The 25112-nt window shown below is 60.7% G+C and carries 21 protein-coding genes, 3 rRNA genes and 1 pseudogene; 11 read left to right on the top strand and 14 right to left on the bottom strand.

Annotated elements, in window-relative coordinates; genetic code table 11:
* Positions 1–51: 51 nt before the first annotated feature.
* The 5 genes from ACOKS3_RS09540 to ACOKS3_RS09520 all read left to right on the top strand — a co-directional run bounded on the left by ACOKS3_RS09540 (position 52) and on the right by ACOKS3_RS09520 (position 4571).
* Positions 52–1743: a copper resistance system multicopper oxidase gene (locus ACOKS3_RS09540; RefSeq protein WP_422764614.1), complete on the top strand. Its 1692-nt coding sequence runs from the start codon at positions 52–54 to the stop codon at positions 1741–1743.
* Entirely contained in the window at positions 1736–2617 is an 882-nt protein-coding gene (locus ACOKS3_RS09535; RefSeq protein ID WP_103446695.1) for a copper resistance protein B, read from the top strand. The genes ACOKS3_RS09540 and ACOKS3_RS09535 overlap by 8 nt, the downstream gene beginning before the upstream one ends.
* 14 nt (positions 2618–2631) lie before the next feature.
* Complete coding sequence (locus ACOKS3_RS09530; RefSeq protein ID WP_422764613.1) at positions 2632–3060, top strand: DUF411 domain-containing protein; 429 nt, start codon at positions 2632–2634, stop codon at positions 3058–3060.
* On the top strand, positions 3060–3497 hold the full coding sequence (locus ACOKS3_RS09525; protein WP_103446693.1) for a YqaA family protein: 438 nt from the start codon (positions 3060–3062) through the stop codon (positions 3495–3497). The genes ACOKS3_RS09530 and ACOKS3_RS09525 overlap by 1 nt, the downstream gene beginning before the upstream one ends.
* 75 nt (positions 3498–3572) lie before the next feature.
* Complete coding sequence (locus ACOKS3_RS09520; protein WP_422764612.1) at positions 3573–4571, top strand: alpha/beta fold hydrolase; 999 nt, start codon at positions 3573–3575, stop codon at positions 4569–4571.
* Here ACOKS3_RS09520 and ACOKS3_RS09515 read toward each other — a convergent pair.
* The 6 genes from ACOKS3_RS09515 to ACOKS3_RS09490 all read right to left on the bottom strand — a co-directional run bounded on the left by ACOKS3_RS09515 (position 4568) and on the right by ACOKS3_RS09490 (position 10060).
* Positions 4568–5149: a DinB family protein gene (locus tag ACOKS3_RS09515; RefSeq protein WP_103446691.1), complete on the bottom strand. Its 582-nt coding sequence runs from the start codon at positions 5147–5149 to the stop codon at positions 4568–4570. The genes ACOKS3_RS09520 and ACOKS3_RS09515 overlap by 4 nt on opposite strands.
* Before the next feature lie 12 nt (positions 5150–5161).
* Entirely contained in the window at positions 5162–6271 is a 1110-nt protein-coding gene (zapE, locus tag ACOKS3_RS09510; RefSeq protein ID WP_103446690.1) for a cell division protein ZapE, read from the bottom strand.
* Between the two features lie 76 nt (positions 6272–6347).
* Entirely contained in the window at positions 6348–7496 is a 1149-nt protein-coding gene (locus tag ACOKS3_RS09505) for a PQQ-dependent sugar dehydrogenase (protein WP_422764611.1), read from the bottom strand.
* Positions 7497–7537: 41 nt separating this feature from the next.
* Positions 7538–7855 carry a hypothetical protein gene (locus ACOKS3_RS09500; RefSeq protein WP_422764610.1) on the bottom strand — a complete coding sequence of 106 codons (318 nt, stop codon included), beginning with the start codon at positions 7853–7855 and terminating at the stop codon, positions 7538–7540.
* 137 nt (positions 7856–7992) lie between these two features.
* Positions 7993–8955 carry an agmatinase gene (speB, locus tag ACOKS3_RS09495; protein WP_422764609.1) on the bottom strand — a complete coding sequence of 321 codons (963 nt, stop codon included), beginning with the start codon at positions 8953–8955 and terminating at the stop codon, positions 7993–7995.
* Positions 8956–8980: 25 nt separating this feature from the next.
* On the bottom strand, positions 8981–10060 hold the full coding sequence (locus tag ACOKS3_RS09490; protein WP_422764608.1) for an extracellular solute-binding protein: 1080 nt from the start codon (positions 10058–10060) through the stop codon (positions 8981–8983).
* Positions 10061–10162: 102 nt separating this feature from the next.
* On the opposite strand from ACOKS3_RS09490, the gene ACOKS3_RS09485 reads away from it, so the two are divergent.
* Positions 10163–11053 carry a LysR family transcriptional regulator gene (locus ACOKS3_RS09485; protein ID WP_422764607.1) on the top strand — a complete coding sequence of 297 codons (891 nt, stop codon included), beginning with the start codon at positions 10163–10165 and terminating at the stop codon, positions 11051–11053.
* Positions 11054–11150: 97 nt separating this feature from the next.
* Here ACOKS3_RS09485 and ACOKS3_RS09480 read toward each other — a convergent pair whose 3' ends face one another.
* The 3 genes and pseudogenes from ACOKS3_RS09480 to ACOKS3_RS09470 form a co-directional block, all read right to left on the bottom strand.
* Positions 11151–13574, bottom strand: coding sequence for a TonB-dependent receptor (locus ACOKS3_RS09480; protein ID WP_422764627.1), 2424 nt, complete (start codon positions 13572–13574; stop codon positions 11151–11153).
* A gap of 129 nt (positions 13575–13703) precedes the next feature.
* Positions 13704–14579 carry a FecR family protein gene (locus tag ACOKS3_RS09475; RefSeq protein WP_422764606.1) on the bottom strand — a complete coding sequence of 292 codons (876 nt, stop codon included), beginning with the start codon at positions 14577–14579 and terminating at the stop codon, positions 13704–13706.
* Between the two features lie 4 nt (positions 14580–14583).
* Positions 14584–15090: pseudogene (locus tag ACOKS3_RS09470) on the bottom strand (RNA polymerase sigma factor); the annotation flags it as partial.
* A 136-nt stretch (positions 15091–15226) separates the two neighbouring features.
* Here ACOKS3_RS09470 and ACOKS3_RS09465 point away from each other — a divergent pair.
* The gene (locus ACOKS3_RS09465) at positions 15227–15715 is read left to right on the top strand and encodes an LEA/WHy family protein (protein ID WP_103446684.1); all 489 of its coding nucleotides are present in this window, start codon (positions 15227–15229) and stop codon (positions 15713–15715) included.
* Positions 15716–15724: 9 nt separating this feature from the next.
* Here the strand turns inward: ACOKS3_RS09465 and ACOKS3_RS09460 are convergent, their stop codons facing one another.
* Positions 15725–15988 (bottom strand): hypothetical protein, encoded by a 264-nt coding sequence (locus tag ACOKS3_RS09460; protein WP_103446683.1) that lies wholly within the window; start codon positions 15986–15988, stop codon positions 15725–15727.
* Between the two features lie 129 nt (positions 15989–16117).
* Here ACOKS3_RS09460 and ACOKS3_RS09455 point away from each other — a divergent pair, with 129 nt between their 5' ends.
* Positions 16118–16438: an ElaB/YgaM/YqjD family protein gene (locus ACOKS3_RS09455; RefSeq protein WP_103446682.1), complete on the top strand. Its 321-nt coding sequence runs from the start codon at positions 16118–16120 to the stop codon at positions 16436–16438.
* 3 nt (positions 16439–16441) lie between these two features.
* On the opposite strand, the gene ACOKS3_RS09450 is transcribed toward ACOKS3_RS09455, so the two are convergent.
* Entirely contained in the window at positions 16442–17059 is a 618-nt protein-coding gene (locus ACOKS3_RS09450) for a MiaE family protein (protein WP_422764605.1), read from the bottom strand.
* A 153-nt stretch (positions 17060–17212) separates the two neighbouring features.
* Between ACOKS3_RS09450 and ACOKS3_RS09445 the strand changes: the two genes are divergently transcribed.
* The gene (locus ACOKS3_RS09445) at positions 17213–18076 is read left to right on the top strand and encodes a universal stress protein (protein WP_103446680.1); all 864 of its coding nucleotides are present in this window, start codon (positions 17213–17215) and stop codon (positions 18074–18076) included.
* A gap of 67 nt (positions 18077–18143) precedes the next feature.
* Here the strand turns inward: ACOKS3_RS09445 and rrf are convergent.
* The 3 genes from rrf to ACOKS3_RS09430 all read right to left on the bottom strand — a co-directional run bounded on the left by rrf (position 18144) and on the right by ACOKS3_RS09430 (position 23098).
* Positions 18144–18259: ribosomal RNA gene (rrf, locus tag ACOKS3_RS09440) — 5S ribosomal RNA — on the bottom strand.
* Between the two features lie 130 nt (positions 18260–18389).
* Positions 18390–21281 (bottom strand): 23S ribosomal RNA (locus ACOKS3_RS09435).
* Positions 21282–21561: 280 nt separating this feature from the next.
* Positions 21562–23098, bottom strand: a 16S ribosomal RNA gene (locus ACOKS3_RS09430).
* The 16S, 23S and 5S rRNA genes sit together here, the layout of an rRNA operon.
* Before the next feature lie 604 nt (positions 23099–23702).
* On the opposite strand from ACOKS3_RS09430, the gene rhtA reads away from it, so the two are divergent.
* Both rhtA and ACOKS3_RS09420 read left to right on the top strand, forming a co-directional pair.
* Positions 23703–24590: a threonine/homoserine exporter RhtA gene (rhtA, locus tag ACOKS3_RS09425; RefSeq protein WP_422763288.1), complete on the top strand. Its 888-nt coding sequence runs from the start codon at positions 23703–23705 to the stop codon at positions 24588–24590.
* 190 nt (positions 24591–24780) lie between these two features.
* Positions 24781–25062 carry a hypothetical protein gene (locus tag ACOKS3_RS09420; protein WP_422763287.1) on the top strand — a complete coding sequence of 94 codons (282 nt, stop codon included), beginning with the start codon at positions 24781–24783 and terminating at the stop codon, positions 25060–25062.
* The last annotated feature ends 50 nt before the right edge of the window (positions 25063–25112 follow it).

Here is a 25112-nt window from a genome sequence, read left to right as displayed (position 1 = left end):
CTGACAGGTGCAACCGGTGAGGATCGTGGCTCCCCCGCATGAGGCCACGCCATGTTGCGCAACCCTACCCGCCGCACCTTCGTCAAAGGCCTGGGCGCCGCCACCACACTGGCCGGTCTGGGCCTGTGGCGGCCGCAGGCCCAGGCCAGCGATGGCCGCGAACTGGCCGGCCAGCACTTCGAGCTGTTCATTGGCCAGATGCCGGTCAACATCACTGGCCGGCCACGTACCGCGCTGACCATCAATGGCAGCCTGCCCGGCCCGCTACTGCGTTGGCGCGAAGGTGACACGGTGACCCTGCGCGTGCGCAACCGCCTCGACCAGGACACCTCGATCCACTGGCACGGCATCCTCCTGCCGGCCAACATGGACGGCGTACCGGGCCTGAGCTTCGCCGGCATCGCGCCGGGCGGCGATTACCTCTACCAATTTACCCTGCGCCAGAGCGGCACCTACTGGTACCACAGCCATTCCGGTCTGCAGGAGCAGGCCGGGGTATATGGCGCGATCGTCATCGAGCCGCGCGAGCCCGAACCGCATAGCTACCAGCGCGACCATGTACTGCTGTTCAGCGACTGGTCCGACCAGGCACCCGATGCGTTGCTCGCGACCCTGAAGAAGCAGTCTGACGCCTTCAACTACCACAAGCGCACGCTCGGCGATTTTGTCACCGACGTCGCCGACAAGGGTTGGGGCAGTACCGTCGATGAGCGCCTGGCCTGGGCACGCATGCGCATGAGCCCGACCGACCTCGCCGACATCAGCGCCGCCAGCTACACCTACCTGCTCAACGGCCAGCCGCCTGACGGCAATTTCACCTGCCTGTTCCAACCCGGCGAAACCGTGCGCCTGCGCCTGATCAACGCGTCGGCCATGACCTACTTCGATTTCCGCATTCCGGGCCTCACGCTGACCGTGATCGCCGCCGACGGCCTGCCAGTGACGCCGGTAACCGTGGATGAACTGCGTATCGCGGTGGCCGAAACTTACGACGTGCTGGTGACCGTTGGCGACCAGCCCGCCTATACCCTGTTTGCCCAGAGCATGGATCGCAGCGGCTATGCCCGCGGCACCCTGGCCCGTGCCATGGGCCTGCAGGCCGTGGTGCCAGCGCCTGACCCGCGTCCCGTGCTGAGCATGGCCGACATGGGCCACGGCAACATGGCCGCGATGGACCACAGCGCCATGGGCGACATGGACCACGGCAGCATGAGCAGCATGCAGGACCACCCCGACAGCGAAACCGGCAACCCGCTGGTCGACATGCAGACCATGGTACCCCGCGCCAACCTGGACGACCCTGGCATCGGCCTGCGCGGCAATGGCCGCCGGGTGCTGACCTATGCCGACCTGCGCAGCCCCTATCCCGACCCGGATGGCCGCGAGCCTTCGCGGGATATCGAACTGCACCTGACCGGGCATATGGAGCGCTTCGCCTGGTCGTTCGACGGGGTCAAGTTCAGCGATGCCGCGCCGTTGCGCCTGACCTACGGCGAGCGGGTGCGCATCACCCTGGTCAACGACACCATGATGACCCACCCCATCCACCTGCACGGCATGTGGAGCGACCTGGAGGACGAACACGGGCGCTTTCAGGTGCGCAAGCACACGGTCGACATGCCGCCCGGCAGCCGCCGCAGTTACCGGGTCACGGCCGACGCCCTGGGCCGCTGGGCCTACCACTGCCACCTGCTCTACCACATGGAGACCGGCATGTTCCGCGAGGTACGGGTCGATGAATGAGAACAGCAACCGGCGCCTGGTCACGGGTGTCGCCCTGGCCGCGCTGCTGGCAAGCGAACGGGCCATGGCCGCCAGCGCGGAGCACATGGACCATGGCGCCATGCCGATGGAGCACGGTCAGATGAGCCATGGCCAGATACAACATGCCAGCATACCGGGCCAACCGCTCACACCGCTCCCCGTGCTGACCGACGCCGACCGCCAGGCCGCCTTCCCGCCCCTGCCAGGCCATCAGGTACATGATCGCGCACTCAACTGGGCGGTGATCGTCGACCAACTGGAATACCAGGATTTCGAAAGCAGCAGCGCCCTCAAGTGGAATGCCACGGCGTGGGTCGGTGGCGACATTGATCGCCTGTGGCTACGCACCGAGGGCGAACGGCAACAAGGCAAGACCCACAAGGCAGAGTTGCAGGCGCTGTGGGGCCACGCGCTCAGCCCATGGTGGGAGCTGGTAGGCGGCCTGCGTCAGGACTTCAAGCCGGCCAGCGGGCAGGTCTGGGCCGCCTTCGGCATCCAGGGTACACCGCTGTATGGACTGGAACTGGAAGCCACCGCCTATGCCGGCGAGCGACAACAGAGCGCACTGCGCCTGGAGGCCGCTTACGCTATCCTGCTGACCAACCGCTGGATCCTCGAGCCGAACCTGGAAGCCAACTTCTACGGCCGCAACGATGCCGGCCACGAACAGGGCACCGGGCTTGCCGACAGCGAAGTCGGCCTGCGCCTGCGCTACGAAATCAGCCGGGGCTTCGCGCCCTATGTCGGGGTAAGCTTCGAGCGCCTGCACGGCAACCGCGCCGACCAGGCCCGTGAAGACGGCGATGACCTCGGTCAGACCCGTCTGGTGGCAGGCATACGCCTGCGTTTCTAAGGAGTTGTTCGACCATGCTGCGTAAACACCTGATCACCTTCGGCCTGCTGGCCATTACCGGCCTGGCTCAGGCTGGCGAAACCATCGATGTCTATCGCGACCCCAACTGTGGCTGCTGCAAGGCCTGGATCAGCCACCTGCGCGACAACGGTTTCAGCGTCAACGACCACGTCGAGCCGAACATGAGCGCCGTAAAGCAGCGCCTGGGCGTGGCGCCGCGCCTGGCGTCGTGCCACACCGGGATGATCGACGGCAAGTTCGTCGAAGGCCATGTGCCTGCCGAACAGGTGCGATTGCTAGCCAAGCGCAGCGACCTCAAGGGCCTGGCCGTCCCGGGCATGCCCATGGGGTCGCCCGGCATGGAAATGGGTGACCACAAGGATGCCTATCAGGTCATCGGCGTGACCCAGGATGGCCAGGACTCCGTGATCGCCAGCTACTGATGTTGAGCCTCTGGGCGCTGTTTTTCAGCGCTTTCGGTGCCGCCACCCTGCTGCCGCTGCAATCGGAGGCGGTGCTGGTCGGCCTGCTGCTGCGCGAGCCCGAAGCCTGGCTGACCTTGCTGCTGGTAGCCACCCTGGGCAATGTGCTCGGGTCGGTGGTCAACTGGCTGCTCGGCCGGGCCATCGAGCACCTGCGCGACAAGCGCTGGTTCCCCTTCAGCGCCAGCCAGCTGGAACGCGCGCAACAGCGCTACCAGCGGTGGGGGCAATGGTCGCTCCTGCTGAGCTGGATGCCGGTGATCGGCGATCCACTGACCCTGATTGCCGGCATCATGCGGGAACCGTTCTGGCGCTTTCTGCTGCTGGTGACCCTGGCCAAGGGCGGGCGCTATATCGTCGTAGCGATGATTACCCTGGGCTGGTTTCATGCTTGGTAACACCTTTAGCGTTTAAGGTGGTCCACTGACTGCTACAGTCGCCAATTCCTACATGGTCCTACACGGAGTGCCCCCATGCTGCGCGCAACCGCCCTGGCCCTGGCCTGCCTCGTCGGCCCCCCCGCCATCGCTGCCGAGTCGCCCACCTACGGCAAACAGCTCGAAGGCTTCACCTACCCTCACCCACTCAAGCATTTCGACTTCCAGTCCCAGGGCCAGCACCTGCAGATGGGCTACATGGATGTGCCGGCCCAGGGCCAGGCCAATGGCCGCAGCGTGGTGCTGATGCACGGCAAGAACTTCTGCGCCGCCACCTGGGAGACCACCATCGACGCTTTGAGCCAGGCGGGCTACCGGGTGATTGCCGCGGACCAGATCGGCTTCTGCACCTCGAGCAAGCCGGCCCAGTACCAGTACAGCTTCCAGCAACTGGCGGTGAATACCCACGCCCTGCTCGAACAGCTGGGCGTCAAGCAGGCCATCGTGCTCGGCCACTCTACCGGCGGCATGCTCGCGACCCGCTACGCGCTGATGTACCCGCAGCAGGTCGAGCGCCTGGCGATGGTCAACCCGATCGGCCTGGAAGACTGGAAAGCCCTGGGTGTGCCCTACCGCACGGTGGACCAGTGGTATGCCCGTGAGCTCAAGCTCGATGCCGAAGGCGTGCGCGAATATGAACGCAAGACCTACTACGCGGGGCGCTGGAAGCCTGATTACGAGCGTTGGGTGCAGATGCTGGTAGGCCTGAACAAGGGGCCGGGGCATGAGGCGGTGGCGTGGAACTCGGCGCTGATCTACGACATGATCTTCACCCAGCCGGTGTATCACGAGTTCAAGGACCTGAAGATGCCGACCCTGCTGCTGATCGGCGACCAGGACACAACGGCGATCGGCAGCGACATCGCCCCGCCTGAAGTGAAGGCCAAACTGGGCAAGTACAAGGAACTCGGGCCACAGGTGGCCAAGCTGATTCCACAGGGCGAACTGGTGACCTTCGAGGGCATGGGGCATGCGCCGCAGATCGAGGAACCACGGCGCTTCAACCGCACGCTGGTGGAGTGGCTCGGCCGCTAACCCTTCCAGACCTGCGATTCGCTCCAGCCGAGTTCGGCAAAGTCCAGCGCCCGCAGGTCGGCTTCCTCCTCACAGAAAAACTCATCCAGTTGCGGCGGCCTTACCGCCGTATCACTGAGCATCGCATGCACCTGCCCACGGTGATGGATCTGGTGCTCGAACAGGTGCGCCAGCAAGCGCAGTCGCTGTTCGCGCTGGATCCGTTCGGGCCGCACGATACTCACGTAGCGCCCCAGTTGGTCGTCCTGCAACAGGCTGCAATAGGCGATCAGCCGGTGGTCGGCCTGGGCCTGCTCGGCATGCAGGTCGGTGCAGGTGGCGAACGGTTGCTCCGGCTCGAAGAAGCGCTCGCCATCCGGGTTCGGCGCTTCACCGCGCTGTTCGCACTCGAGCATGTCCAGATAGAACCAGTCCACCGTCAGCAGGTGATTGAGGGTGGCCTTGATCGAGGGGAAGAAGCTGCAACGGGGGGCGACGAACTCGTCGTGGGTCAGTTGCAGGCAGGCCTTGTACAAGCGGTGGTTGGCCCAGCCATTGTTGTAGGCCTGGGTCAGCAGATGATGCGACAGCGGCTCCATGGTTTGGCTCCTTCAGGCGAAGCGTTGCAGCTGCATCTCCCGTAGCCGGCTCAGGGTCCGTTGGTACGGGAACGCCAGATACCCTTGAGTGTAGAGCGCATCGAGCGGAACCTGCGCCTCCAGGTACAGGGCCACCCGGCGGTCGTAGCATTCGTCCACCAGGGCGATGAAGCGGCGCACGGCGTCATCCTTGGGTGACAACATAGGCAATTCGCGATCACCTGCCGCGACACGCGCTGCGCCATCTTCGGTGCCACGGGCGATGCGCCCGGCCCGCTGTTCACCGCCCAGGGCCGGGATACCCTCGACCAGGATTGCCGGGAATTGATCGCACAAGGCCATGAACTCCATGGCGGCCAACGGCCGTTCGCAGAGCTCGGTAAAGTGGCACCAGACGGCCTGGGTGCTGCTGCGGATCACCTGGATCTGCCGCGTACCGATGAGCAGGGGTGCGTTGCTGCCGGGGTCATCCGGGCTGAGCTGCTGGAAGACGGCTTCAAGCGCCCCGCTCTTGCTCCCCGCTTCGGCCACCCAGTAACGCTGGCGCTGTACGCCCGGGTGCAGGCGATGATCCTGCTCGCCGGCCACCGCAAGCACCTGCATGTGCCGTTCGATGGCACTGATGGCCGGCAGAAAACGCTCGCGATTGAAGCCATCGCGGTACAGCTGTTGCGGTGGCTGGTTGGAGGTGGCGACCACCACGACGCCGTGATCGAACAGCACCTGGAACAGGCGACCGAGGATGATCGCATCGCCAATGTCGCTGACGAACAGTTCGTCGAAGCACAGCACGCGGATCTGCCCGGCCAGTTCCCGTGCCAGCGCCTTCAAAGGGTCGGCAGTGCCGTTGAGCTGGAACAGGCGCTGGTGGACCCAGGCCATGAAATGGTGAAAGTGCTGGCGCTGGGACGGGACGTTCAGGCAGCGGTGGAACAGGTCCATGAGCCAGGTCTTGCCGCGACCGACCGGGCCCCAGAGGTACAGGCCCTGAGGGGTATGGCCATGCTCCAGGGCTTCGAAACAGGTTTGCAGGGCCATCACGGCCTGGGCCTGAGCCGGGTCCTGGGCGAAGCCTTGTTCAGTGAGAGCCTGATGATAGAGGGACTGCGGATCGAGGGGCATGGTAGCTGGCTTGGCCTGTTAGAGCTCCATTGTCTGCACTGGCCCTTTCGCGGGCAAGTGCAGGCAAAAAGCTTTTTCAGCCCTCGCTCAACCCCACCTTCAGTAACTCCCCATCCTTGGCATCGGTCAGCACATACAGGTAGCCATCCGGCCCAACCCGCACATCACGGATGCGCGCCTTCAAGTCACCCAGCAAGCGCTCTTCATGGACGATCTTATCGCCTTCGAGTTGCAGACGGATCAGCTCCTGGGTCGCCAGCGCGCCAACGAACAGGTTGTGATCCCAGGCCTTGAAGGTCGGGCTGTCATAGAAGGCCATGCCGCTGATGCCGGGCGACTTCTCCCAGGCATGGTGCGGGTCGACCATGCCGTCGACATGCTTGCCCTTGGCCTCGGGGATGGGCATCAGCGAATAGTTGATACCGTGGGTTGCGATAGGCCAGCCATAGTTCTTGCCAGGCTCCGGGATGTTGATCTCGTCGCCGCCGCGCGGGCCGTGTTCATGGGTCCAGAGCTTGCCAGTCCAGGGGTTGAGCGCCGCGCCCTGTTGGTTGCGGTGGCCGAACGACCAGATTTCCGGGCGCACATCCTGCTTGCCGACGAAGGGGTTGTCCTTCGGTATTTCACCGTCAGGCAAGATTCGTACGACCTTGCCCTGCAGCTTGTCCAGGTCCTGGGCGGTTGAGCGCTGGTTGTTCTCGCCCAGGGCGATGAACAGGAAACCGTCGCGGTCGAACACCAGCCGCGAGCCGAAGTGATTGCCTTCGGAAAGCTTGGGTTGCTGGCGGAAGATCACATTGAAGTTTTCCAGCCGGGCGCGGTCCTCGGACAGCTGGCCACGGCCCACCGCTGTGCCGGCCTTGCCATCACTGCCCTCCTCGGCGTACGACAGGTACACCGTGCGATCCTCGGCGAACTCAGGCGACAACACCACATCGAGCAGGCCGCCCTGGCCTTCGGCCCAGACCTTGGGCACGCCGCTGATGGGCGGGCCGACCTTGCCCTCGGCGCTCACCACGCGCAGGTTGCCGGGGCGCTCGGTGACCAGCATGTCCTTGCCACCCGGCAGGAAAGCCAGCGCCCAAGGGTTGCGCAGGCCATCCGCCACGGTGCTGACCGTGAGTTGCCCCTCCTCGCTGGGAAATTGCTGCTCGGGGGCGGCATGGGCCAGCAGCGGCAACAGTGCAGCGGCGGTCAGAGTTGTCAGCCAGTGGGTTCGGGTCATGCAGGATTCCTTTCTATGGGGTCGCGCTATGGGCTATGGGGTCAGGGCACACGCTGGCTATCACGCGAAGGCCGCGTCGGCTCCAGGTTGGGCGCCTGCTGCTGGCGGCGCAGGTTGTCGCCATTGCCGATACCGCGGTTGTCCAGGCTTGGCGTGCGGTAGATGGGCTGGGTGGACGGGCCGCGAACAGGCGCAGTGGCCGGCATGCTGCCCTGGCGACTGTTGGGGTTGGCACGCTGGATCGGGCTGTTGTAGGGGTTGTTGTCACTGGCGGCGAGCTGCAAGGGCTGTGCATGCGCTGCCTGCAGCGGCAAGCCCAGCGTCAAGCCGATGATCAAGGTTGGCAATGTGAGTTTCATGCTTCACCTCCTGTACGAAAAAGCGCGCCTTGGGCACTTGGATAGCCTAAGGCGCGAAGGGTTCGCGGCAAAAGTGTGAATGCGATTCCTGATGTTTCAGTATGGGCCTGATGGCGCAGTGCATCAGGCCCGCCTGATCACCGGGCGGCATCGACCTTGTGCCGTGCCGCGTACAGGCACAACATCTCCATGGCCAGGGTGGCGCCGGCTAGCGCGGTGATATCGGCGTGGTCATAGGCCGGTGCCACTTCCACCAGGTCCATGCCCACCAGGTTGATGCCGCGCAGGCCACCGAGGATCTCCAGCGCCTGCACCGTGCTCAAGCCGCCACATACCGGGGTACCGGTGCCGGGTGCATAGGCTGGGTCGAGGCAGTCGATGTCGAACGTCAGGTACACCGGCCGGTCGCCGACCCGCTGGCGGATCGCGGCGATGATCGCTTCGGTGCCCTGGCGGTGCACCTGCCGGGCATCGAGAATGGCGAAGCCCTGGCTGTCGTCATTGGTGGTGCGCAGGCCGACCTGCACCGAGCAGGACGGATCGACCAGGCCCTCGCGGGCGGCATGCCAGAACATGGTGCCATGGTCGATACGGCCCTCTTCGTCTGGCCAGGTGTCGCTGTGCGCATCGAAATGGATCAGCGCCAGCGAGCCGTGGCGCCGGGCATGGGCCTTGAGCAGCGGGTAGCTGATGAAATGGTCCCCGCCCAGTGTGAGCATGGCGCAGCCGGCTTCAAGAATGTGCTCGGCGTGGGCCTCGATGCTGTCGGGTACCGACTGCGGAGTGCCGCTGTCGAAGGCGCAGTCGCCATAGTCGATCACTGCCAGGTGGTCGAACGGATCGAATGCCCACGGCCACTGGCGTGCCCAGGCCTGCTGTACCGAGGCGGCACGGATCGCACGCGGCCCGAAACGCGCGCCGGGGCGGTTGCTGGTGGCGGTGTCGAACGGCACGCCGCTGACCACCACATCCACCCCGCGCAAATCGCGGCTATAGCGGCGACGGGAGAAACTGGTGATACCGGCGTAGGTACTTTCCGCTGCGGTACCGTACAGGCTGTCGCGAGTCATGGCCTGGTCGTTGTTCTGGGCTTGTTCCACGGTTGGGCTCCTTTATGGTTATCGGTTACTGGCGGCTGCGGAAGGCCGTCCACAGCCGGTTGCGCTGGCGCAGGTCGGACAGCGCCATGCTGCGGTCGGCATACAGGCGCTCACGCACGTCGGCAGGGGGGTAGATGTCCGGGTCGTTGCGCACGGCGTCATCCACCAACGGTGTGGCCGCCTGGTTGGCATTGGCGAAGAACAGCGTATTGGTGAGCGCTGCCACCGACTCCGGTTTCAACATGAACGCGATGAACGCCCGGGCCGCTTCCGGGTGCGGGGCGTCCTTGGGAATGACCAGGTTGTCCTGCCACACCAGCGTGCCTTCACGGGGGATGCGGTAGATCAGCTCGAACGGCTTGCCGGCGCGGCGTGCCTGATCGGCGGCCATGGCCGCATCACCGTTGTAGGTCAGCGCCAGGCACACGCTGCCGTTGGCCAGGTCGCTGATCTGTCGGCCATTGGCGACGTAGCTGATCGACGGTTGCAGCTGGTTCAGCAGGTTCTGCGCTGCCGCGAGGTCGGCCTTGTCCTGGCTGTAAGGGTCCTTGCCGAGGTAGTTGAGGGCAACGCCGATCACTTCCTGCGGCGAGTCTGGCATGGCGATGCCGCACTCCTTGAGGCGGCTGGCGTACTCGGGTTTGAACAGCAGGTCTAGGCTGTCCAGCGGCACATCGCCCAGGCGCTGGCGCACCGCCTCGACATTCACACCAAGGCCCAGGGTGCCCCAGGTATAGGGCACCGCGTAACGGTTGCCTGGGTCAGCCTCGGCCAGCTTGGCCAGCAGGTCCTTGTCGAGGTTGGAGTAGCCGGGCATGCCTTGCGCATCGATCGGTTGCAGAGCATTCGCCTTCAGTGCCCGGGCCAGTACGGTGGCGGACGGCACGACCACGTCGTAGCCGCTGCGGCCGGTGAGCAGCTTGGTTTCGAGGACTTCGGTGGTGTCGAAGGTGTCGTAGCGCACCTTGTAGCCGGTTTCCTTTTCGAAGCGCTGGAGGGTTTCCGGGGCGACATAGTCGGCCCAGCTGTAGAGATTGACGACCTTTTCTTCGGCCTGCAGCGGCAGGGCCAGGATCAGGGACAACAGGCACAGCGATCGACGCATGACGGGCACCTCGGCAAATGGGTGGATGCCGCCAGCATGCCAGCCGGGTAACATTGCAAGAATGGCAAGTTTGCAAAGCTGACATTCATCGGGAGCAATGTGATGCTCGGACAACTGCACGACCCCGACCTGCACCTGCTGCGGCTGTTCGTCACTGTAGTAGAGGCCGGCGGCTTCAGTGCCGCCCAAGGTGTACTGGGCCTGAGCCAACCCACCATCAGCCAGCGCATGGCGCAGCTGGAAACGCGCCTCGGCTACCGCCTGTGCAGCCGCGGCAAAGGCGGCTTTCGCCTGACCGACAAGGGTGAGTTGCTGCTGGAGGCGGCCCGAGGCCTGTTGCTGAACATCGAGTTGTTCCGCCAACAGGCCAACGGCGTGGCCGGGAGACTGCTGGGGACGGTGCGGGTGGGCATGGCTGAGAACCAGGATGCTGCCGTGAGCCTGCGCCTGGCGTCGGCCATTTCACGCTTTCGTGGCCGCGAGGAAGCGGTGCAGCTGGAGCTGATCAGCGCACCACCGGCGGAGCTGGAGCGGCTGCTGCTGGAGCAACGGCTGGACTTCGCCATCAGCTACTTTTCCGGCAACCAGGCGGCGTTTGACTACCAGCCTTTGTTCGAGGAGCGCCAGCGGTTGTACTGCGGCAAGGGGCATGCGCTGTTCGATGCGGCCGAGGTGACCCATGAGCAGTTGCTGGAGGCGGATCAGGTCCGGCATCCCTATCGCTTCCTCAAGGGCGGCGAGCCGTTCCAAAGCCGACGTAGCATGGCGGTGGCGGAGCAGATCGAGAGCGTGCTGACGTTCATTCTGTCAGGGCGGCATATTGGCTATCTGCCGTATCACTGTGCGGCGAGTTGGGAGGCACAGGGGGAGTTGCGGGCGCTGGATCCGGGGCTGGATTTCGTGGTGCCCTTCACCTTGGCCCGGCATCGGGTACAGGTGCCTGGGGAGGCGCAGGCGGCATTTGTAGAGGATTTGCTGACAGCGTTCTCCTGACACGGCCTCTTCGCGGGACAAGCCCGCTCCTACAGATATCTCATGTTTCTGTAGGGGCGGGCTTGTCCCACGAAGAGGCCGTGTCAGGCAGCGACAATCAGTAAGCCATGCTCCAGGTCAGGGTGTAGGTACGGCCGCGCCCCTGGTAGTCATACAGATAGGCCGGCCCGTAGGTCGGCGAGTAGAACAGCGTCGCCCGCTGCCCCCACACGGTGCTGTACTGCTTGTCCAGCAGGTTCTGGATACCCGCGCTGAAGGTACCGAAACCGGTGTCCTGACTGCCCAGAAGGTCGAAGGTGGTGTAGCCGTCGATCTCATGATCGGCATCGTCCTTCAGGCTGAAAGCATGGTTGGCCTGCAGCCGCGCGCTGCGGCCATCGCCCTTCCAGCCAACGAACCCGGTGGCCTTGGACAGCGAGGCATAGCGGGCATCGCGTTTGATCCAGCCGCCTTCGGTGTCTTCTTCCTCGGAACGGGTCAGGTGAACGGTACCGCCCGCCTCCCAGCCCGTCTGGAAGTGCCGGGTCAGCGCGCCTTCGAAACCGAAGTCGCGGCTCTTCTGGTCTTCAACGTTGATGGTCAGCGTTTGTGAGTCGACGTTGATGATCTTGTCCGACCAGATGTAGTAAAGCGCTGCCTGCGCGTCCCAATCAAGGTCGGCATAGCGCCACCCTAGTTCGACCTGGCGGCTCTTGATGCCGGCCAGCGGGTTGTCCGCGACGCTCAAGCCAGGCTTGCCGTAGTATTTGGCCGGGTCCGGCAGGTCGAAGCCTTCGCCATAGTTGGTCCACACCTGGTGGCCGTTCTTGAAGTCGTAGATGGCGCCGACGTTGTACAGGTTGACCTCATAGTCGTTACTGCCACCGGGCACGCCCTTGAAGTCGCTGACATCCACATCCACCTGCTGGCGCCGGGCGCCGCCGGACAAGGTCAGGTTGTCGGTGGCATGCCAGTCGAGCTGGGCGTAGACCGAAACGCCATCGACCCGATAGCTGGGATAGCGCTCCGCCTTGCTCTGCTTGTTCAGGTCAAGGCCGCCGCTTTCGGATGAAGTCTGAGCATCGAAGGTGGTCTGGTCGGCATTGAAGCGCTCGCGGTCCAGGTCGACGCCATAGGTCAGCTTGAGGGTATCCCACTGCTTGGCGAACAGGCCCTTGAGGCTGGTGACCTCGAAGTTCTGTTGCGAGGCGGCGAAGTACACGCCGCGCGCACCGGTCGGCGTGGCGCGGTTGTAGTACGGGAACGGATAGAAGTTGTCGTTTTCCTTGCGGTACGAGGCCTGCAGGTAGAAGTCCTGGCCCAGCACGTCGGTGTGGTGGTAGTTGGCATTGAGCAGCAGGCGCCGGGTGCGTGGCTCCAGGTCCGAGGAATAGCCGCTGCGCAGTTCGGCGTCCTCCAGGTCAGAGGGGGCGTTGTAGTTGAGGTTGGGGAAATAGATACCGGTACTGCCGTGGTTGCCGGAATCGTAGTACTGGGCCAGCAGGTCGAGGCTTTGCTCATCATTGAGTTTCAGGCCGAGGGTGCCCAGCACGTCTATGGTACGGTTGTACTGCAGGTCGGTCTGGGTGTTGTCGATGAAGATCTGATCGCCCGCGCCATCGTAGAACGCTTCGTTCTGCTCTCCGGAGATCCCCAGGCGCCCGCTGACTCGCTCGTTGCCGCCACTGACCGACTGGGCGAAGCGCGTAGCCAGGTCGTCGCTGTTGTTGAAGCCACTGCTGGCACCCAGCTGGGTTTCGAAGCGTGCCGGGCCTGGCTCGCCCTTCTTGGTGACGATGTTGATGATCCCGCCGGTGGCACCGCCGCCGTAGATGGCGCTGGCGCCGGACAGGACCTCGACACGTTCGACGTTGAACGGTGAAATGCTGTCGAACTGGCGCGACAGGCCGCGCGAGCTGTTCTGGCTGACACCATCGATCATCACCAGCACATTGCGCCCACGCATGTTCTGGCCGTAGTTGGTACGCCCTTCGGGGGCCAAGTCGAGGCCTGGCACCAGTTTGCCGATGGCCTCCTTGAGGCTGACGCCGCTGTCGATCTGTTCGCGCAGCTGCTGTTGGTCCACTACCCATACCGTGCCGGGGATTTCGCTGATGGCGGTGCTGGTGCGCGAGGCAACACTGACTTCGATGGGTTTCAGGTTGACCGCCTGCGGCGCAGGCGCAGCCTTGCGCAGGGTGACCGTGCGTGAGTCGTTGAACTGCCAGGCCGTGTCGCTGCCAGCCAGCATTAGCTGCAGCGCCTGTTCGATGCTGTAGCTGCCCTGCAGCGCCGGGCTGTTCAGGCCTGCCACATCCCCCGTGGTGTACAGCAGGTGCAGGCCGGCCTGGTCGGCGAATGCGGTCAGGGCCTGATCCAGAGGTTGTGTCGGCAGGTCCAGTTGAACCTGGCGCGCCTGAACCTGTGCTGGCACGTCTGTGGCGGCCCACGCCTGCAGGGGGCCGGCGAACATGGCCAGGGCACTGCAGGACATCAAGGCATGGTGAAGGCGACCGCCGCGACGGTGTGAGGGCATGGGCAAAAGAGGCACGAATGAGCTTCCAGACAAGTCGTAAATGAGAATGGGTTGCTGATCAGTCCCACTACGACGTTCTGGCTTGCACGAACTTGCAGCGCCAAATGAAAAAAGTTTCGATTATTTTTTACAGGCTCAATGCACCACGGCCAGCCACGGCAGGTAGGTGACCTTGAGACCGTAACGCTGCTCCAGCGTGCGCAGCAGGGCCTGTGGCTCGTTCAAGTCGAATACGCCACTGACTTCGAGTGCCGAGAGCGTGTGGTCGGAGAGCAGAATGCGGCCGTGCTGGTAGCGTTCGAGCTCGGCCAGCACCTGCCCCAACGGTTTGCCATTGAAGATCAGCTTGCCCCGCTGCCAGGCTGTCTGCGCGCTGGCGTCGGCTGCAATGGCCAGGCTGTGATCACCGAGCCGGGCTTCGCCTTTGGCCAGCACCACATGGCCGTCACGGCGCACACTGAAGGTTGCCGCACTGCCCTGCACGGCCTCACCGGCGGTTTCTACCACGAAGGGACGTGGGTCATCGGTGGTTTCGAACAGGGCCTCGCCGGCCTCGAGCGTCACCCTGCGCTCGTCGGCGCTAAACGCCACGTTGAGCGCGCTGCCGCTGTTGAGCAATACCCGCGAACCGTCCGCGAGGGTTATGCGCTGTTGCTCGCCGATACCCGTGTGATAGTCCGCCAGCCACACCGGCACCTGTTGCCAGCCGCCGTAAGCTGCCACCAGAAGCATCAGGGAGGCGGCGATGCCTGTTGCCCAGTGGCGCTTGCTACGGCGCGCGGGCGCTGCTTCGAACACCTGGGCAGTCGGCGTGTGGCCCAGATCCTGCCACAGTGCTTCGGCCTCATGCGCCGCCTCGGCATGTGCCGGGCTCAGCTGACACCAGCGCTGGTAGCGTGCCTGATCGGTAGCACTGGAATGGCCCGAGTGCAGCAGTACCTGCCAGTCGAGGGCATCGTCGGACAAGTCACTGATCGGCTGCGGAGCGTGCATGGTCGAGGTATCAGTCATGTTTGTGCTTGAGCCAGTCACGGCAATGGCGCAGGGCCTGGCCGATGTATTTTGCCACCATGCTCTCGGAAACGCCCAGCTGTTGTGCGATCTGCGCCTGGGTCAGGCCCTCGACCCGATTGAGCAGCAACGCCTGGCGAGCATTACTGGACAACTGCAGCAGTGCTTCGTCGAGGATCTGCAGGCGCTCATGGGCCAGCAGTGTCGCCTCTGGTGCCGGCGCCGGGCAGGCCACCTCCCCCGCGCCATCGCTGTCCTCATGGCTGGCTGCGATGCGCTGCTCACGGCGCAGCGCGTCAATGGCCAGGTTGCCGGCCACACGGAAGATGAAGCTGCGCGCATGCAGCACTGGCACCGCCTGCTCGTCGATCTTCACCAGCTTCAGGTACGTCTCCTGCGCCACGTCGGCGGCACGCTGCCGGTCGCTCATGCGCCGGGTTAGAAACTGCAGCAGGTCGTCGTAGTGCTCCTGGAAACTTGCCAGCAGACCGGACACGGGAGACGTCAGCATGGGGTAGAAGCACTGCCAGTAGGAGGAATTGTCGGGCGTTAATGAGAAACAGTATCTTTCATAAAGCCCAACACTTTCAACGCCGCCGTGCATTTGCCACACTGCAGGCACTACTTTGTCGGCAAGGTCCTTACCCATGGCTGCCCGTTTACGCCACTCCCTTCGTCTGCTGCTGGTCCTGATGCTGGCCACTGTGCTCAACGCCTGCGCGCTATTCCAGGACCGCGACCCGCTGAACATCAGCGTGATCGGCATCGAGCCTCTGCCGGGGCAGGAGCTGGAAATGCGCATGGCGGTGAAGATGAGGGTGCAGAACCCCAACGAATCGGCGATCGACTACAACGGCATTGCGTTGAACCTGGAGGTCAACGGTCAGCCGCTGGCGGCCGGCGTAAGCGACCAGCAAGGGCACATCGGCCGCTACGACGAGGCCGTGATCGTGGTACCGGTGAGCATCACGGCGTTCGCCTTCCTGCGCCAGGCCTATGGCCTGGGCAAGCTCGATTCGCTGCAAGGGATGCCTTACAAGCTGCGTGGCAAGCTCGCCGGCGGGCCGTTGGGCACCGTGCGCTTCACCGACGAAGGCAAGCTGGACCTGCCCAAGGAGGGCAGCCTGTATTGGTAGGAGGATAAATCAGCGATTGGCGCTGGCGGCAGCCATCATCTTGTTGACCTCGCTGCGCACCATGCTGGCGTATTCCGGCGGCGACAGGCTGTCCAGTTCGGCACGCACCCATTCCGCCCACTTGCCTTTGCGGCGTGGTTTTTCGGCGATCAGTCGGGCAGCTTCACCCTTGGCCTTACCCAGGTTGCTCTGCCACATTTCAAACAGCCGGGCCTTTTCTGCCTCGATCTGCGCCCGTTCCTCGAAGCTCATGTTGGCTAGATTGAAACTCATGAAGGTACCTGCCTGTTGAAAATGGCCGTTATCTTACACCCTGGCGTCGCATCATCAGCAAAGCCGTCGCAACTTTCCCGGCGCGCTGGCATCCATTATTCAAACCACCCGATCGACGAGGACGTGTTCATGGCCCGAAAAACCGCCGCACTGGCCGACAGTGATCAGATCAAGGACCAGGTGTTCAGTGAACTGCAGGCATTGATCGAAGAATCGGAAAAACTGCTCAACGAAAGCGCCGCGCTGGTTGGCGAAGAAGCCGAGACCCTGCGTGCGCAGGTCAGCCTGAAACTGCGCCAGGCACGCGAGGCCGCCGGCCAGGTGCGGGCCAAGGCGCAACCGGTGGTGGAGGCCACCCAAGACTATATCGGTGGCCATCCATGGCAGACCGTGGCCGTGTCCGCAGGCTTCGGCCTGGTGATCGGCCTGCTGCTGGGGCGCCGCTACTAGGCGTCAGGCAGCTTGCGCCATCGGGATACCGCTGTGGAAGCGTAGCTCCTGATCGGGAGACTGGATCAGCTCCGCTTCTGCTAGGCGTACCAGTTCGACGCGGCGGGCGATGTCCGCCTCTTCCCCATACTGGTGGGCCAGCTTCAGGTAGCTCTGATAATGGCGGGCTTCGCTTTTGAGCAGGCCGTGATAGAAGGTGCCGAGCTCCTCATCGAGGTGTGGCACCAAGGCCGCAAAACGCTCGCAACTACGGGCCTCGATGAATGCCCCGACCACCAGGGTATCCACCAGCTTCACCGGCTCGTGGGCGCGCACCAGGCGGCGCAGGCCAGACGCATAACGCCCCGCAGAAACCGGCCGCAGCGGCACGCCGCGACGCTTCATCAACCGCAGCACCTGCTCGTGATGCACCAACTCTTCACGGGCCAGGCGCGACATCATGTTGATCAGGTCCAGGTGGGTGTTGTACTTGGCGATCAGGCTCAGGGCGGTGCTGGCCGCCTTGAACTCGCAGTTCTTGTGATCGATCAGCAGGGTTTCCTGGTCGGCGAGCGCCGCTTCGATCCAGGCATCTGGGGTCGGGCAGCCGAGGAAGGCATCGATTTCGGGGATCAGCGACATAAACGAACAACCACACTGGACAGGCAAGACCGGCGATTATACCGAGGGCGACGGGCAGCACCAGTGACTATGCTTGATGTACATCAAGCGGCGACGCGGGAGGCGCCGACTATAGTCAGGCATTGGTCGCCACCTTTGACGGAGTTCACGCCCATGCAAGCTGTCCGTAGCATCCTCGTCGTTCTAGACCCCGAACATGCCCATAGTCGAGCGCTGACTCGTGCCAAGCTGATTGCCGGCGTGACCGGTGCTCGCCTGCATCTGCTGATGTGTGACAGGAAGCATGACCACAGTGCACTGCTCAGCCTGCTCGGCAGCCAGTTGCATGATGATGGCTATGACAATGTCACCCATGAACAGACCTGGCATGAGACCTTGCATGAGTCGATCATCGCCGTGCAACAGGCCGAAGGGTGTGACCTGGTCATCAAGGAACATCGGCCGGATAACCCGCTGAAGAAGGCATTGCTGACCCCGACCGACTGGAAGCTGTTGCGTCAGTGCCCCTGTGCGGTGCTTATGGTCAAGAGCGAACGCGCCTGGACCGGTGGCGTGATCCTGGCAGCGGTGGATGTCGGCAATCAGGACGAAGACCATCGTCGCCTGCATGCCAGTATCATTGACCATGGCTATGCCATTGCCGGGTTGGCCAAGGGTCAACTGCATGTCGTCAGCGCGCACCCCTCACCCATGCTGTCGGCATCAGACCCGGTTTATCAGCTGAGTGAAACCATCGAAAAGCGCTATCGGGAAGCCTGCAGTGCATTCCAGGCAGAGTTCGATATCAGTGAAGAGCACCTGCATGTCGCGGAAGGGCCTGCAGATGTGCTGATTCCCCATTTCGAGGAGCGGCTCGATGCCGTTGTCACGGTGATTGGCACCGTTGCGCGCAGCGGGATTTCCGGGGCACTGATCGGCAATACCTCGGAAGTGGTACTCGATTCGCTGGAAGGCGATGTGCTGGTACTCAAGAGCGAAGAAGCAACGGCGCACCTCGCCGAAGTTGCCCGAGGCTGAAGGTTTCCTTCGTCCGAAAAGACAAAACCCCTACCTGCATGCGCAGATAGGGGTTTTGCGAAATGAATCTTGACGATGACCTACTCTCACATGGGGAAACCCCACACTACCATCGGCGATGCATCGTTTCACTACTGAGTTCGGGATGGGATCAGGTGGTTCCAATGCTCTATGGTCGTCAAGAAATTCTGTAGCCAGAATGTCTGTTGAACACTCTTGGCGAATTCGGATATGTGAATTTGTGATGTTGCGAACTTTCGGTTCTTTCGTCTTCACCACCGCAATCTGCGTTAGCAAATTGCTTGGGTGTTATATGGTCAAGCCTCACGGGCAATTAGTATTGGTTAGCTCAACGCCTCACAGCGCTTACACACCCAACCTATCAACGTCGTAGTCTTCGACGGCCCTTTAGGGGATTCAAGATCCCAGTGAGATCTCATCTTGAGGCAAGTTTCCCGCTTAGATGCTTTCAGCGGTTATCTCTTCCGAACATAGCTACCCGGCAATGCCACTGGCGTGACAACCGGAACACCAGAGGTTCGTCCACTCCGGTCCTCTCGTACTAGGAGCAGCCCCTCTCAAATCTCAAACGTCCACGGCAGATAGGGACCGAACTGTCTCACGACGTTCTAAACCCAGCTCGCGTACCACTTTAAATGGCGAACAGCCATACCCTTGGGACCGGCTTCAGCCCCAGGATGTGATGAGCCGACATCGAGGTGCCAAACACCGCCGTCGATATGAACTCTTGGGCGGTATCAGCCTGTTATCCCCGGAGTACCTTTTATCCGTTGAGCGATGGCCCTTCCATACAGAACCACCGGATCACTAAGACCTACTTTCGTACCTGCTCGACGTGTTTGTCTCGCAGTCAAGCGCGCTTTTGCCTTTATACTCTACGACCGATTTCCGACCGGTCTGAGCGCACCTTCGTACTCCTCCGTTACTCTTTGGGAGGAGACCGCCCCAGTCAAACTACCCACCATACACTGTCCTCGATCCGGATAACGGACCTGAGTTAGAACCTCAAAGTTGCCAGGGTGGTATTTCAAGGATGGCTCCATGAGAACTGGCGTCCCCACTTCAAAGCCTCCCACCTATCCTACACAAGCAAATTCAAAGTCCAGTGCAAAGCTATAGTAAAGGTTCACGGGGTCTTTCCGTCTAGCCGCGGATACACTGCATCTTCACAGCGATTTCAATTTCACTGAGTCTCGGGTGGAGACAGCGCCGCCATCGTTACGCCATTCGTGCAGGTCGGAACTTACCCGACAAGGAATTTCGCTACCTTAGGACCGTTATAGTTACGGCCGCCGTTTACCGGGGCTTCGATCAAGAGCTTCGCTTGCGCTAACCCCATCAATTAACCTTCCGGCACCGGGCAGGCGTCACACCCTATACGTCCACTTTCGTGTTTGCAGAGTGCTGTGTTTTTAATAAACAGTCGCAGCGGCCTGGTATCTTCGACCGGCATGGGCTTACGGAGCAAGTCCTTCACCCTCGCCGGCGCACCTTCTCCCGAAGTTACGGTGCCATTTTGCCTAGTTCCTTCACCCGAGTTCTCTCAAGCGCCTTGGTATTCTCTACCTAACCACCTGTGTCGGTTTGGGGTACGGTTCCCAGTTATCTGAAGCTTAGGAGCTTTTCTTGGAAGCATGGCATCAACCACTTCGCGCTCTAATGAGCACTCGTCATCAGCTCTCGGCCTTGAAATCCCGGATTTGCCTAAGATTTCAGCCTACCACCTTAAACTTGGACAACCAACGCCAAGCTGGCCTAGCCTTCTCCGTCCCTCCATCGCAATAACTGGAAGTACAGGAATATTAACCTGTTTTCCATCGACTACGCTTTTCAGCCTCGCCTTAGGGACCGACTAACCCTGCGTCGATTAACGTTGCGCAGGAAACCTTGGTCTTTCGGCGTGCGAGTTTTTCACTCGCATTGTCGTTACTCATGTCAGCATTCGCACTTCTGATACCTCCAGCAAGCTTCTCAACTCACCTTCACAGGCTTACAGAACGCTCCTCTACCGCGTCATCAAAGATGACACCCGTAGCTTCGGTGCATGGTTTGAGCCCCGTTACATCTTCCGCGCAGGCCGACTCGACTAGTGAGCTATTACGCTTTCTTTAAAGGGTGGCTGCTTCTAAGCCAACCTCCTAGCTGTCTAAGCCTTCCCACATCGTTTCCCACTTAACCATGACTTTGGGACCTTAGCTGACGGTCTGGGTTGTTTCCCTTTTCACGACGGACGTTAGCACCCGCCGTGTGTCTCCCATGCTCGGCACTTGTAGGTATTCGGAGTTTGCATCGGTTTGGTAAGTCGGGATGACCCCCTAGCCGAAACAGTGCTCTACCCCCTACAGTGATACATGAGGCGCTACCTAAATAGCTTTCGAGGAGAACCAGCTATCTCCGAGCTTGATTAGCCTTTCACTCCGATCCACAGGTCATCCGCTAACTTTTCAACGGTAGTCGGTTCGGTCCTCCAGTCAGTGTTACCTAACCTTCAACCTGCCCATGGATAGATCGCCCGGTTTCGGGTCTATACCCAGCGACTAAACGCCCTATTAAGACTCGCTTTCGCTACGCCTCCCCTATTCGGTTAAGCTCGCCACTGAATATAAGTCGCTGACCCATTATACAAAAGGTACGCAGTCACCTAACAAAGTAGGCTCCCACTGCTTGTACGCATACGGTTTCAGGTTCTATTTCACTCCCCTCTCCGGGGTTCTTTTCGCCTTTCCCTCACGGTACTGGTTCACTATCGGTCAGTCAGTAGTATTTAGCCTTGGAGGATGGTCCCCCCATGTTCAGACAAAGTTTCTCGTGCTCCGTCCTACTCGATTTCATTGATAAGAGATTTTCGTGTACGGGGCTATCACCCACTATGGCCGCACTTTCCAGAGCGTTCCACTAATCTCAAACCAACTTAAGGGCTGGTCCCCGTTCGCTCGCCACTACTAAGGGAATCTCGGTTGATTTCTTTTCCTCAGGGTACTTAGATGTTTCAGTTCCCCTGGTTCGCCTCTTGCACCTATGTATTCAGTACAAGATACTCAGCTTATGCTGAGTGGGTTCCCCCATTCAGAGATCTCTGGATCACAGTCTGTTTGCCGACTCCCCAAAGCTTATCGCAGGCTACCACGTCTTTCATCGCCTCTGACTGCCAAGGCATCCACCGTATGCGCTTCTTCACTTGACCATATAACCCCAAGCAATCTGGTTATACTGTGAAGACGACATTCGCCGAAAATTCGCATTTCGCTCAATTAAGAGCAGAACTCACAAATTTTACCTTAGCCTGATCCACCAGCAGTGAAACTGGTGTTCAGTCTATATCTATCACATATCCGAATTTTTAAAGAACGGTCTGACAAAAGTCAGAAATCAACATTCACAGGGAATGCTCATTACTGAGTTCTGATCAGCAAATGAATCAAGCAATTCGTGTGGGAGCTCATCAGTAGGCTGATGTCGTCGATTAAGGAGGTGATCCAGCCGCAGGTTCCCCTACGGCTACCTTGTTACGACTTCACCCCAGTCATGAATCACACCGTGGTAACCGTCCTCCCGAAGGTTAGACTAGCTACTTCTGGTGCAACCCACTCCCATGGTGTGACGGGCGGTGTGTACAAGGCCCGGGAACGTATTCACCGCGACATTCTGATTCGCGATTACTAGCGATTCCGACTTCACGCAGTCGAGTTGCAGACTGCGATCCGGACTACGATCGGTTTTGTGAGATTAGCTCCACCTCGCGGCTTGGCAACCCTCTGTACCGACCATTGTAGCACGTGTGTAGCCCAGGCCGTAAGGGCCATGATGACTTGACGTCATCCCCACCTTCCTCCGGTTTGTCACCGGCAGTCTCCTTAGAGTGCCCACCATAACGTGCTGGTAACTAAGGACAAGGGTTGCGCTCGTTACGGGACTTAACCCAACATCTCACGACACGAGCTGACGACAGCCATGCAGCACCTGTGTCAGAGTTCCCGAAGGCACCAATCCATCTCTGGAAAGTTCTCTGCATGTCAAGGCCTGGTAAGGTTCTTCGCGTTGCTTCGAATTAAACCACATGCTCCACCGCTTGTGCGGGCCCCCGTCAATTCATTTGAGTTTTAACCTTGCGGCCGTACTCCCCAGGCGGTCAACTTAATGCGTTAGCTGCGCCACTAAAATCTCAAGGATTCCAACGGCTAGTTGACATCGTTTACGGCGTGGACTACCAGGGTATCTAATCCTGTTTGCTCCCCACGCTTTCGCACCTCAGTGTCAGTATCAGTCCAGGTGGTCGCCTTCGCCACTGGTGTTCCTTCCTATATCTACGCATTTCACCGCTACACAGGAAATTCCACCACCCTCTACCGTACTCTAGCTTGCCAGTTTTGGATGCAGTTCCCAGGTTGAGCCCGGGGCTTTCACATCCAACTTAACAAACCACCTACGCGCGCTTTACGCCCAGTAATTCCGATTAACGCTTGCACCCTCTGTATTACCGCGGCTGCTGGCACAGAGTTAGCCGGTGCTTATTCTGTCGGTAACGTCAAAACAGCAAGGTATTAACTTACTGCCCTTCCTCCCAACTTAAAGTGCTTTACAATCCGAAGACCTTCTTCACACACGCGGCATGGCTGGATCAGGCTTTCGCCCATTGTCCAATATTCCCCACTGCTGCCTCCCGTAGGAGTCTGGACCGTGTCTCAGTTCCAGTGTGACTGATCATCCTCTCAGACCAGTTACGGATCGTCGCCTTGGTGAGCCATTACCCCACCAACTAGCTAATCCGACCTAGGCTCATCTGATAGCGCAAGGCCCGAAGGTCCCCTGCTTTCTCCCGTAGGACGTATGCGGTATTAGCGTTCCTTTCGAAACGTTGTCCCCCACTACCAGGCAGATTCCTAGGCATTACTCACCCGTCCGCCGCTGAATCAAGGAGCAAGCTCCCGTCATCCGCTCGACTTGCATGTGTTAGGCCTGCCGCCAGCGTTCAATCTGAGCCATGATCAAACTCTTCAGTTCAATACTGCTTGGGTTTTTAAGAAACCCTAAACTTGGCTCAGCAATCTCAAATGACTATGTGATTTCTCGCATGGCCACTTGTGATGCTGATAATCTTTGTGACTATCAGTCCGTACTCACAAGCACCCACACGAATTGCTTGATTCGATTTGTTAAAGAGCGTTTGGTTAAGAGCTTTTCGTCTCAACCGAGGCGCGCATTCTACGCTTTCCTCACTTACTGTCAAGCGTTTATTTTGAAGTTTTTTCCGAGAAACTCGTTTAGCTTCAAACACTTGACTCGCTGCGATCACTCGCTAGCGGGAGGCGAATAATACAGCGTTTAAAACCGCTGTCAACCTTCATCTCAACCGCTATCGATCTTTCGATCGAAGCCCCTCCAACACCACCTCAACTACTTAACTCATTGAATCTCAAGGAGTTTGTCGTTCCGATGTCGCTGGAAGTGGGGCGCATTATAAGGGGATTCGAAAGCGCGTCAACCCTTAAATTCATGAAATTGAAACATTCGATGAAAAGCCTACTAAAGGAGCCTTGCACCTCGCACCACCAATTGCGCACTATATTGCACAACCCGCACACCTCCCAAGGATAGCCGCGCATAAATGAACACCCAGCCCCGCAGCCTGGCCGCCACTCTCTTCCCGATCGGCCTGCTGCTCATCGCCATGGCCTCGATCCAGTCCGGCGCTTCATTGGCAAAAAGCATGTTCCCCATCATTGGCGCTCAAGGCACCACCACCCTGCGCCTGATCTTCGCCAGCATCATCATGCTGCTGATCCTGCGACCATGGCGCGTGCGCATGACCGCCAATACCCTGCGTAACGTCGTCGTCTACGGCATGTCCCTGGGCGGCATGAACTTCCTCTTCTATATGTCGCTGCAAACCACGCCGCTAGGCATCGCCGTCGCCCTGGAGTTCACCGGCCCGCTGGCCGTGGCATTGTTCGCCTCGCGCCGTGCGCTGGACTTCGTGTGGATTGCCCTGGCGGTTGCCGGCCTGTTGTTGTTGCTACCGGTCGGGCACGGCGGCCAGCCGCTCGATAAGATGGGTGCAGCCTATGCGCTTGGCGCAGGCGTTTGCTGGGCTCTGTACATTCTGTTCGGCCAGCGCGCCGGCGCCGAGCACGGCATCCAGAGCGCGGCCCTCGGCGTGGTTGTCGCGGCCTTGTTTGTCGCGCCCATCGGCATCGTGCATGCCGGCAGTGCATTGCTCACCCCTGCCGTCATCCCGCTGGCACTGGGTGTCGCCGTGCTTTCGACCGCCCTGCCCTATAGCCTGGAAATGGTCGCCCTGACCCGCATGCCAGCCCGTACCTTCGGTACGCTGATGAGCATCGAACCGGCGATTGGCGCACTCTCAGGCCTGCTGTTCCTCGGCGAAGTACTGAACACCACCCAGTGGCTGGCCATTCTTGCCATCATCGCAGCCTCGGTCGGCGCTACACTGTCCATGCGCCGCGAGGCAAACCCTGCACTCGCCGCAGACTGACTTGAGAAATATTTTCATTTGAGACGAGATTAATCATTGTCCCCACTCGCCTCGCTGATTAAGCTGTCACAAAATCATAATCTTTACGCTATCTACTTGTACGGACACGGAAGCCGAGGAAGATTCAGGAAGAACCGAAGCGATAACGACCGGGCCAGACAACTGATCAGCCCTGCAATTAAGGACAGGAATGAAACGTATTTTGCTCATCCTGGCCGTCTTGGCCATTGCCGGATGTGCCGCAACGGCCAAGACTGAGGTCAAAAAAGGGAAAAAAGGCCTGCATATCAATTGCTCCGGCCTCTCTTCGTCGTGGGACAAGTGCTACAGCAAAGCGGCCACGTCCTGCAGCTCTCGCGGATACAAGGTGATCGCCCGCTCCGGAGACACCGACGAAGAGCCCGGTGATTACCTGTTCGGCATCAACCCTGCTGGCTACACCAGCCGCAGCATGATCGTCATCTGCAAATAAGAAAGGGCAGCCCGCGAGCTGCCCTTCTTTTATCTACCGACGTGCCCGCA

The sequence above is a fragment of the Pseudomonas sp. HS6-2 genome (assembly GCF_049325675.2).
Taxonomy (GTDB): domain Bacteria; phylum Pseudomonadota; class Gammaproteobacteria; order Pseudomonadales; family Pseudomonadaceae; genus Aquipseudomonas; species Aquipseudomonas putida_N.
Note: the sequence above shows the minus strand (reverse complement) of the source record. Positions and strands in the feature narration are given on the sequence as shown.

What these genes read in the sequence shown, in the direction of transcription:
- ACOKS3_RS09540 (WP_422764614.1), top strand. Translation starts at nt 52, where the DNA reads ATGTTGCGCAACCCTACCCGCCGCACCTTCGTCAAAGGCCTGGGCGCC.
- ACOKS3_RS09535 (WP_103446695.1), top strand. Translation starts at nt 1,736, where the DNA reads ATGAATGAGAACAGCAACCGGCGCCTGGTCACGGGTGTCGCCCTGGCC.
- ACOKS3_RS09530 (WP_422764613.1), top strand. Translation starts at nt 2,632, where the DNA reads ATGCTGCGTAAACACCTGATCACCTTCGGCCTGCTGGCCATTACCGGC.
- ACOKS3_RS09525 (WP_103446693.1), top strand. Translation starts at nt 3,060, where the DNA reads ATGTTGAGCCTCTGGGCGCTGTTTTTCAGCGCTTTCGGTGCCGCCACC.
- ACOKS3_RS09520 (WP_422764612.1), top strand. Translation starts at nt 3,573, where the DNA reads ATGCTGCGCGCAACCGCCCTGGCCCTGGCCTGCCTCGTCGGCCCCCCC.
- ACOKS3_RS09515 (WP_103446691.1), bottom strand. Translation starts at nt 5,149, where the DNA reads ATGGAGCCGCTGTCGCATCATCTGCTGACCCAGGCCTACAACAATGGC.
- zapE (WP_103446690.1), bottom strand. Translation starts at nt 6,271, where the DNA reads ATGCCCCTCGATCCGCAGTCCCTCTATCATCAGGCTCTCACTGAACAA.
- ACOKS3_RS09505 (WP_422764611.1), bottom strand. Translation starts at nt 7,496, where the DNA reads ATGACCCGAACCCACTGGCTGACAACTCTGACCGCCGCTGCACTGTTG.
- ACOKS3_RS09500 (WP_422764610.1), bottom strand. Translation starts at nt 7,855, where the DNA reads ATGAAACTCACATTGCCAACCTTGATCATCGGCTTGACGCTGGGCTTG.
- ACOKS3_RS09490 (WP_422764608.1), bottom strand. Translation starts at nt 10,060, where the DNA reads ATGCGTCGATCGCTGTGCCTGTTGTCCCTGATCCTGGCCCTGCCGCTG.
- ACOKS3_RS09485 (WP_422764607.1), top strand. Translation starts at nt 10,163, where the DNA reads ATGCTCGGACAACTGCACGACCCCGACCTGCACCTGCTGCGGCTGTTC.
- ACOKS3_RS09475 (WP_422764606.1), bottom strand. Translation starts at nt 14,579, where the DNA reads ATGACTGATACCTCGACCATGCACGCTCCGCAGCCGATCAGTGACTTG.
- ACOKS3_RS09465 (WP_103446684.1), top strand. Translation starts at nt 15,227, where the DNA reads ATGGCTGCCCGTTTACGCCACTCCCTTCGTCTGCTGCTGGTCCTGATG.
- ACOKS3_RS09460 (WP_103446683.1), bottom strand. Translation starts at nt 15,988, where the DNA reads ATGAGTTTCAATCTAGCCAACATGAGCTTCGAGGAACGGGCGCAGATC.
- ACOKS3_RS09455 (WP_103446682.1), top strand. Translation starts at nt 16,118, where the DNA reads ATGGCCCGAAAAACCGCCGCACTGGCCGACAGTGATCAGATCAAGGAC.
- ACOKS3_RS09450 (WP_422764605.1), bottom strand. Translation starts at nt 17,059, where the DNA reads ATGTCGCTGATCCCCGAAATCGATGCCTTCCTCGGCTGCCCGACCCCA.
- ACOKS3_RS09445 (WP_103446680.1), top strand. Translation starts at nt 17,213, where the DNA reads ATGCAAGCTGTCCGTAGCATCCTCGTCGTTCTAGACCCCGAACATGCC.
- rhtA (WP_422763288.1), top strand. Translation starts at nt 23,703, where the DNA reads ATGAACACCCAGCCCCGCAGCCTGGCCGCCACTCTCTTCCCGATCGGC.
- ACOKS3_RS09420 (WP_422763287.1), top strand. Translation starts at nt 24,781, where the DNA reads ATGAAACGTATTTTGCTCATCCTGGCCGTCTTGGCCATTGCCGGATGT.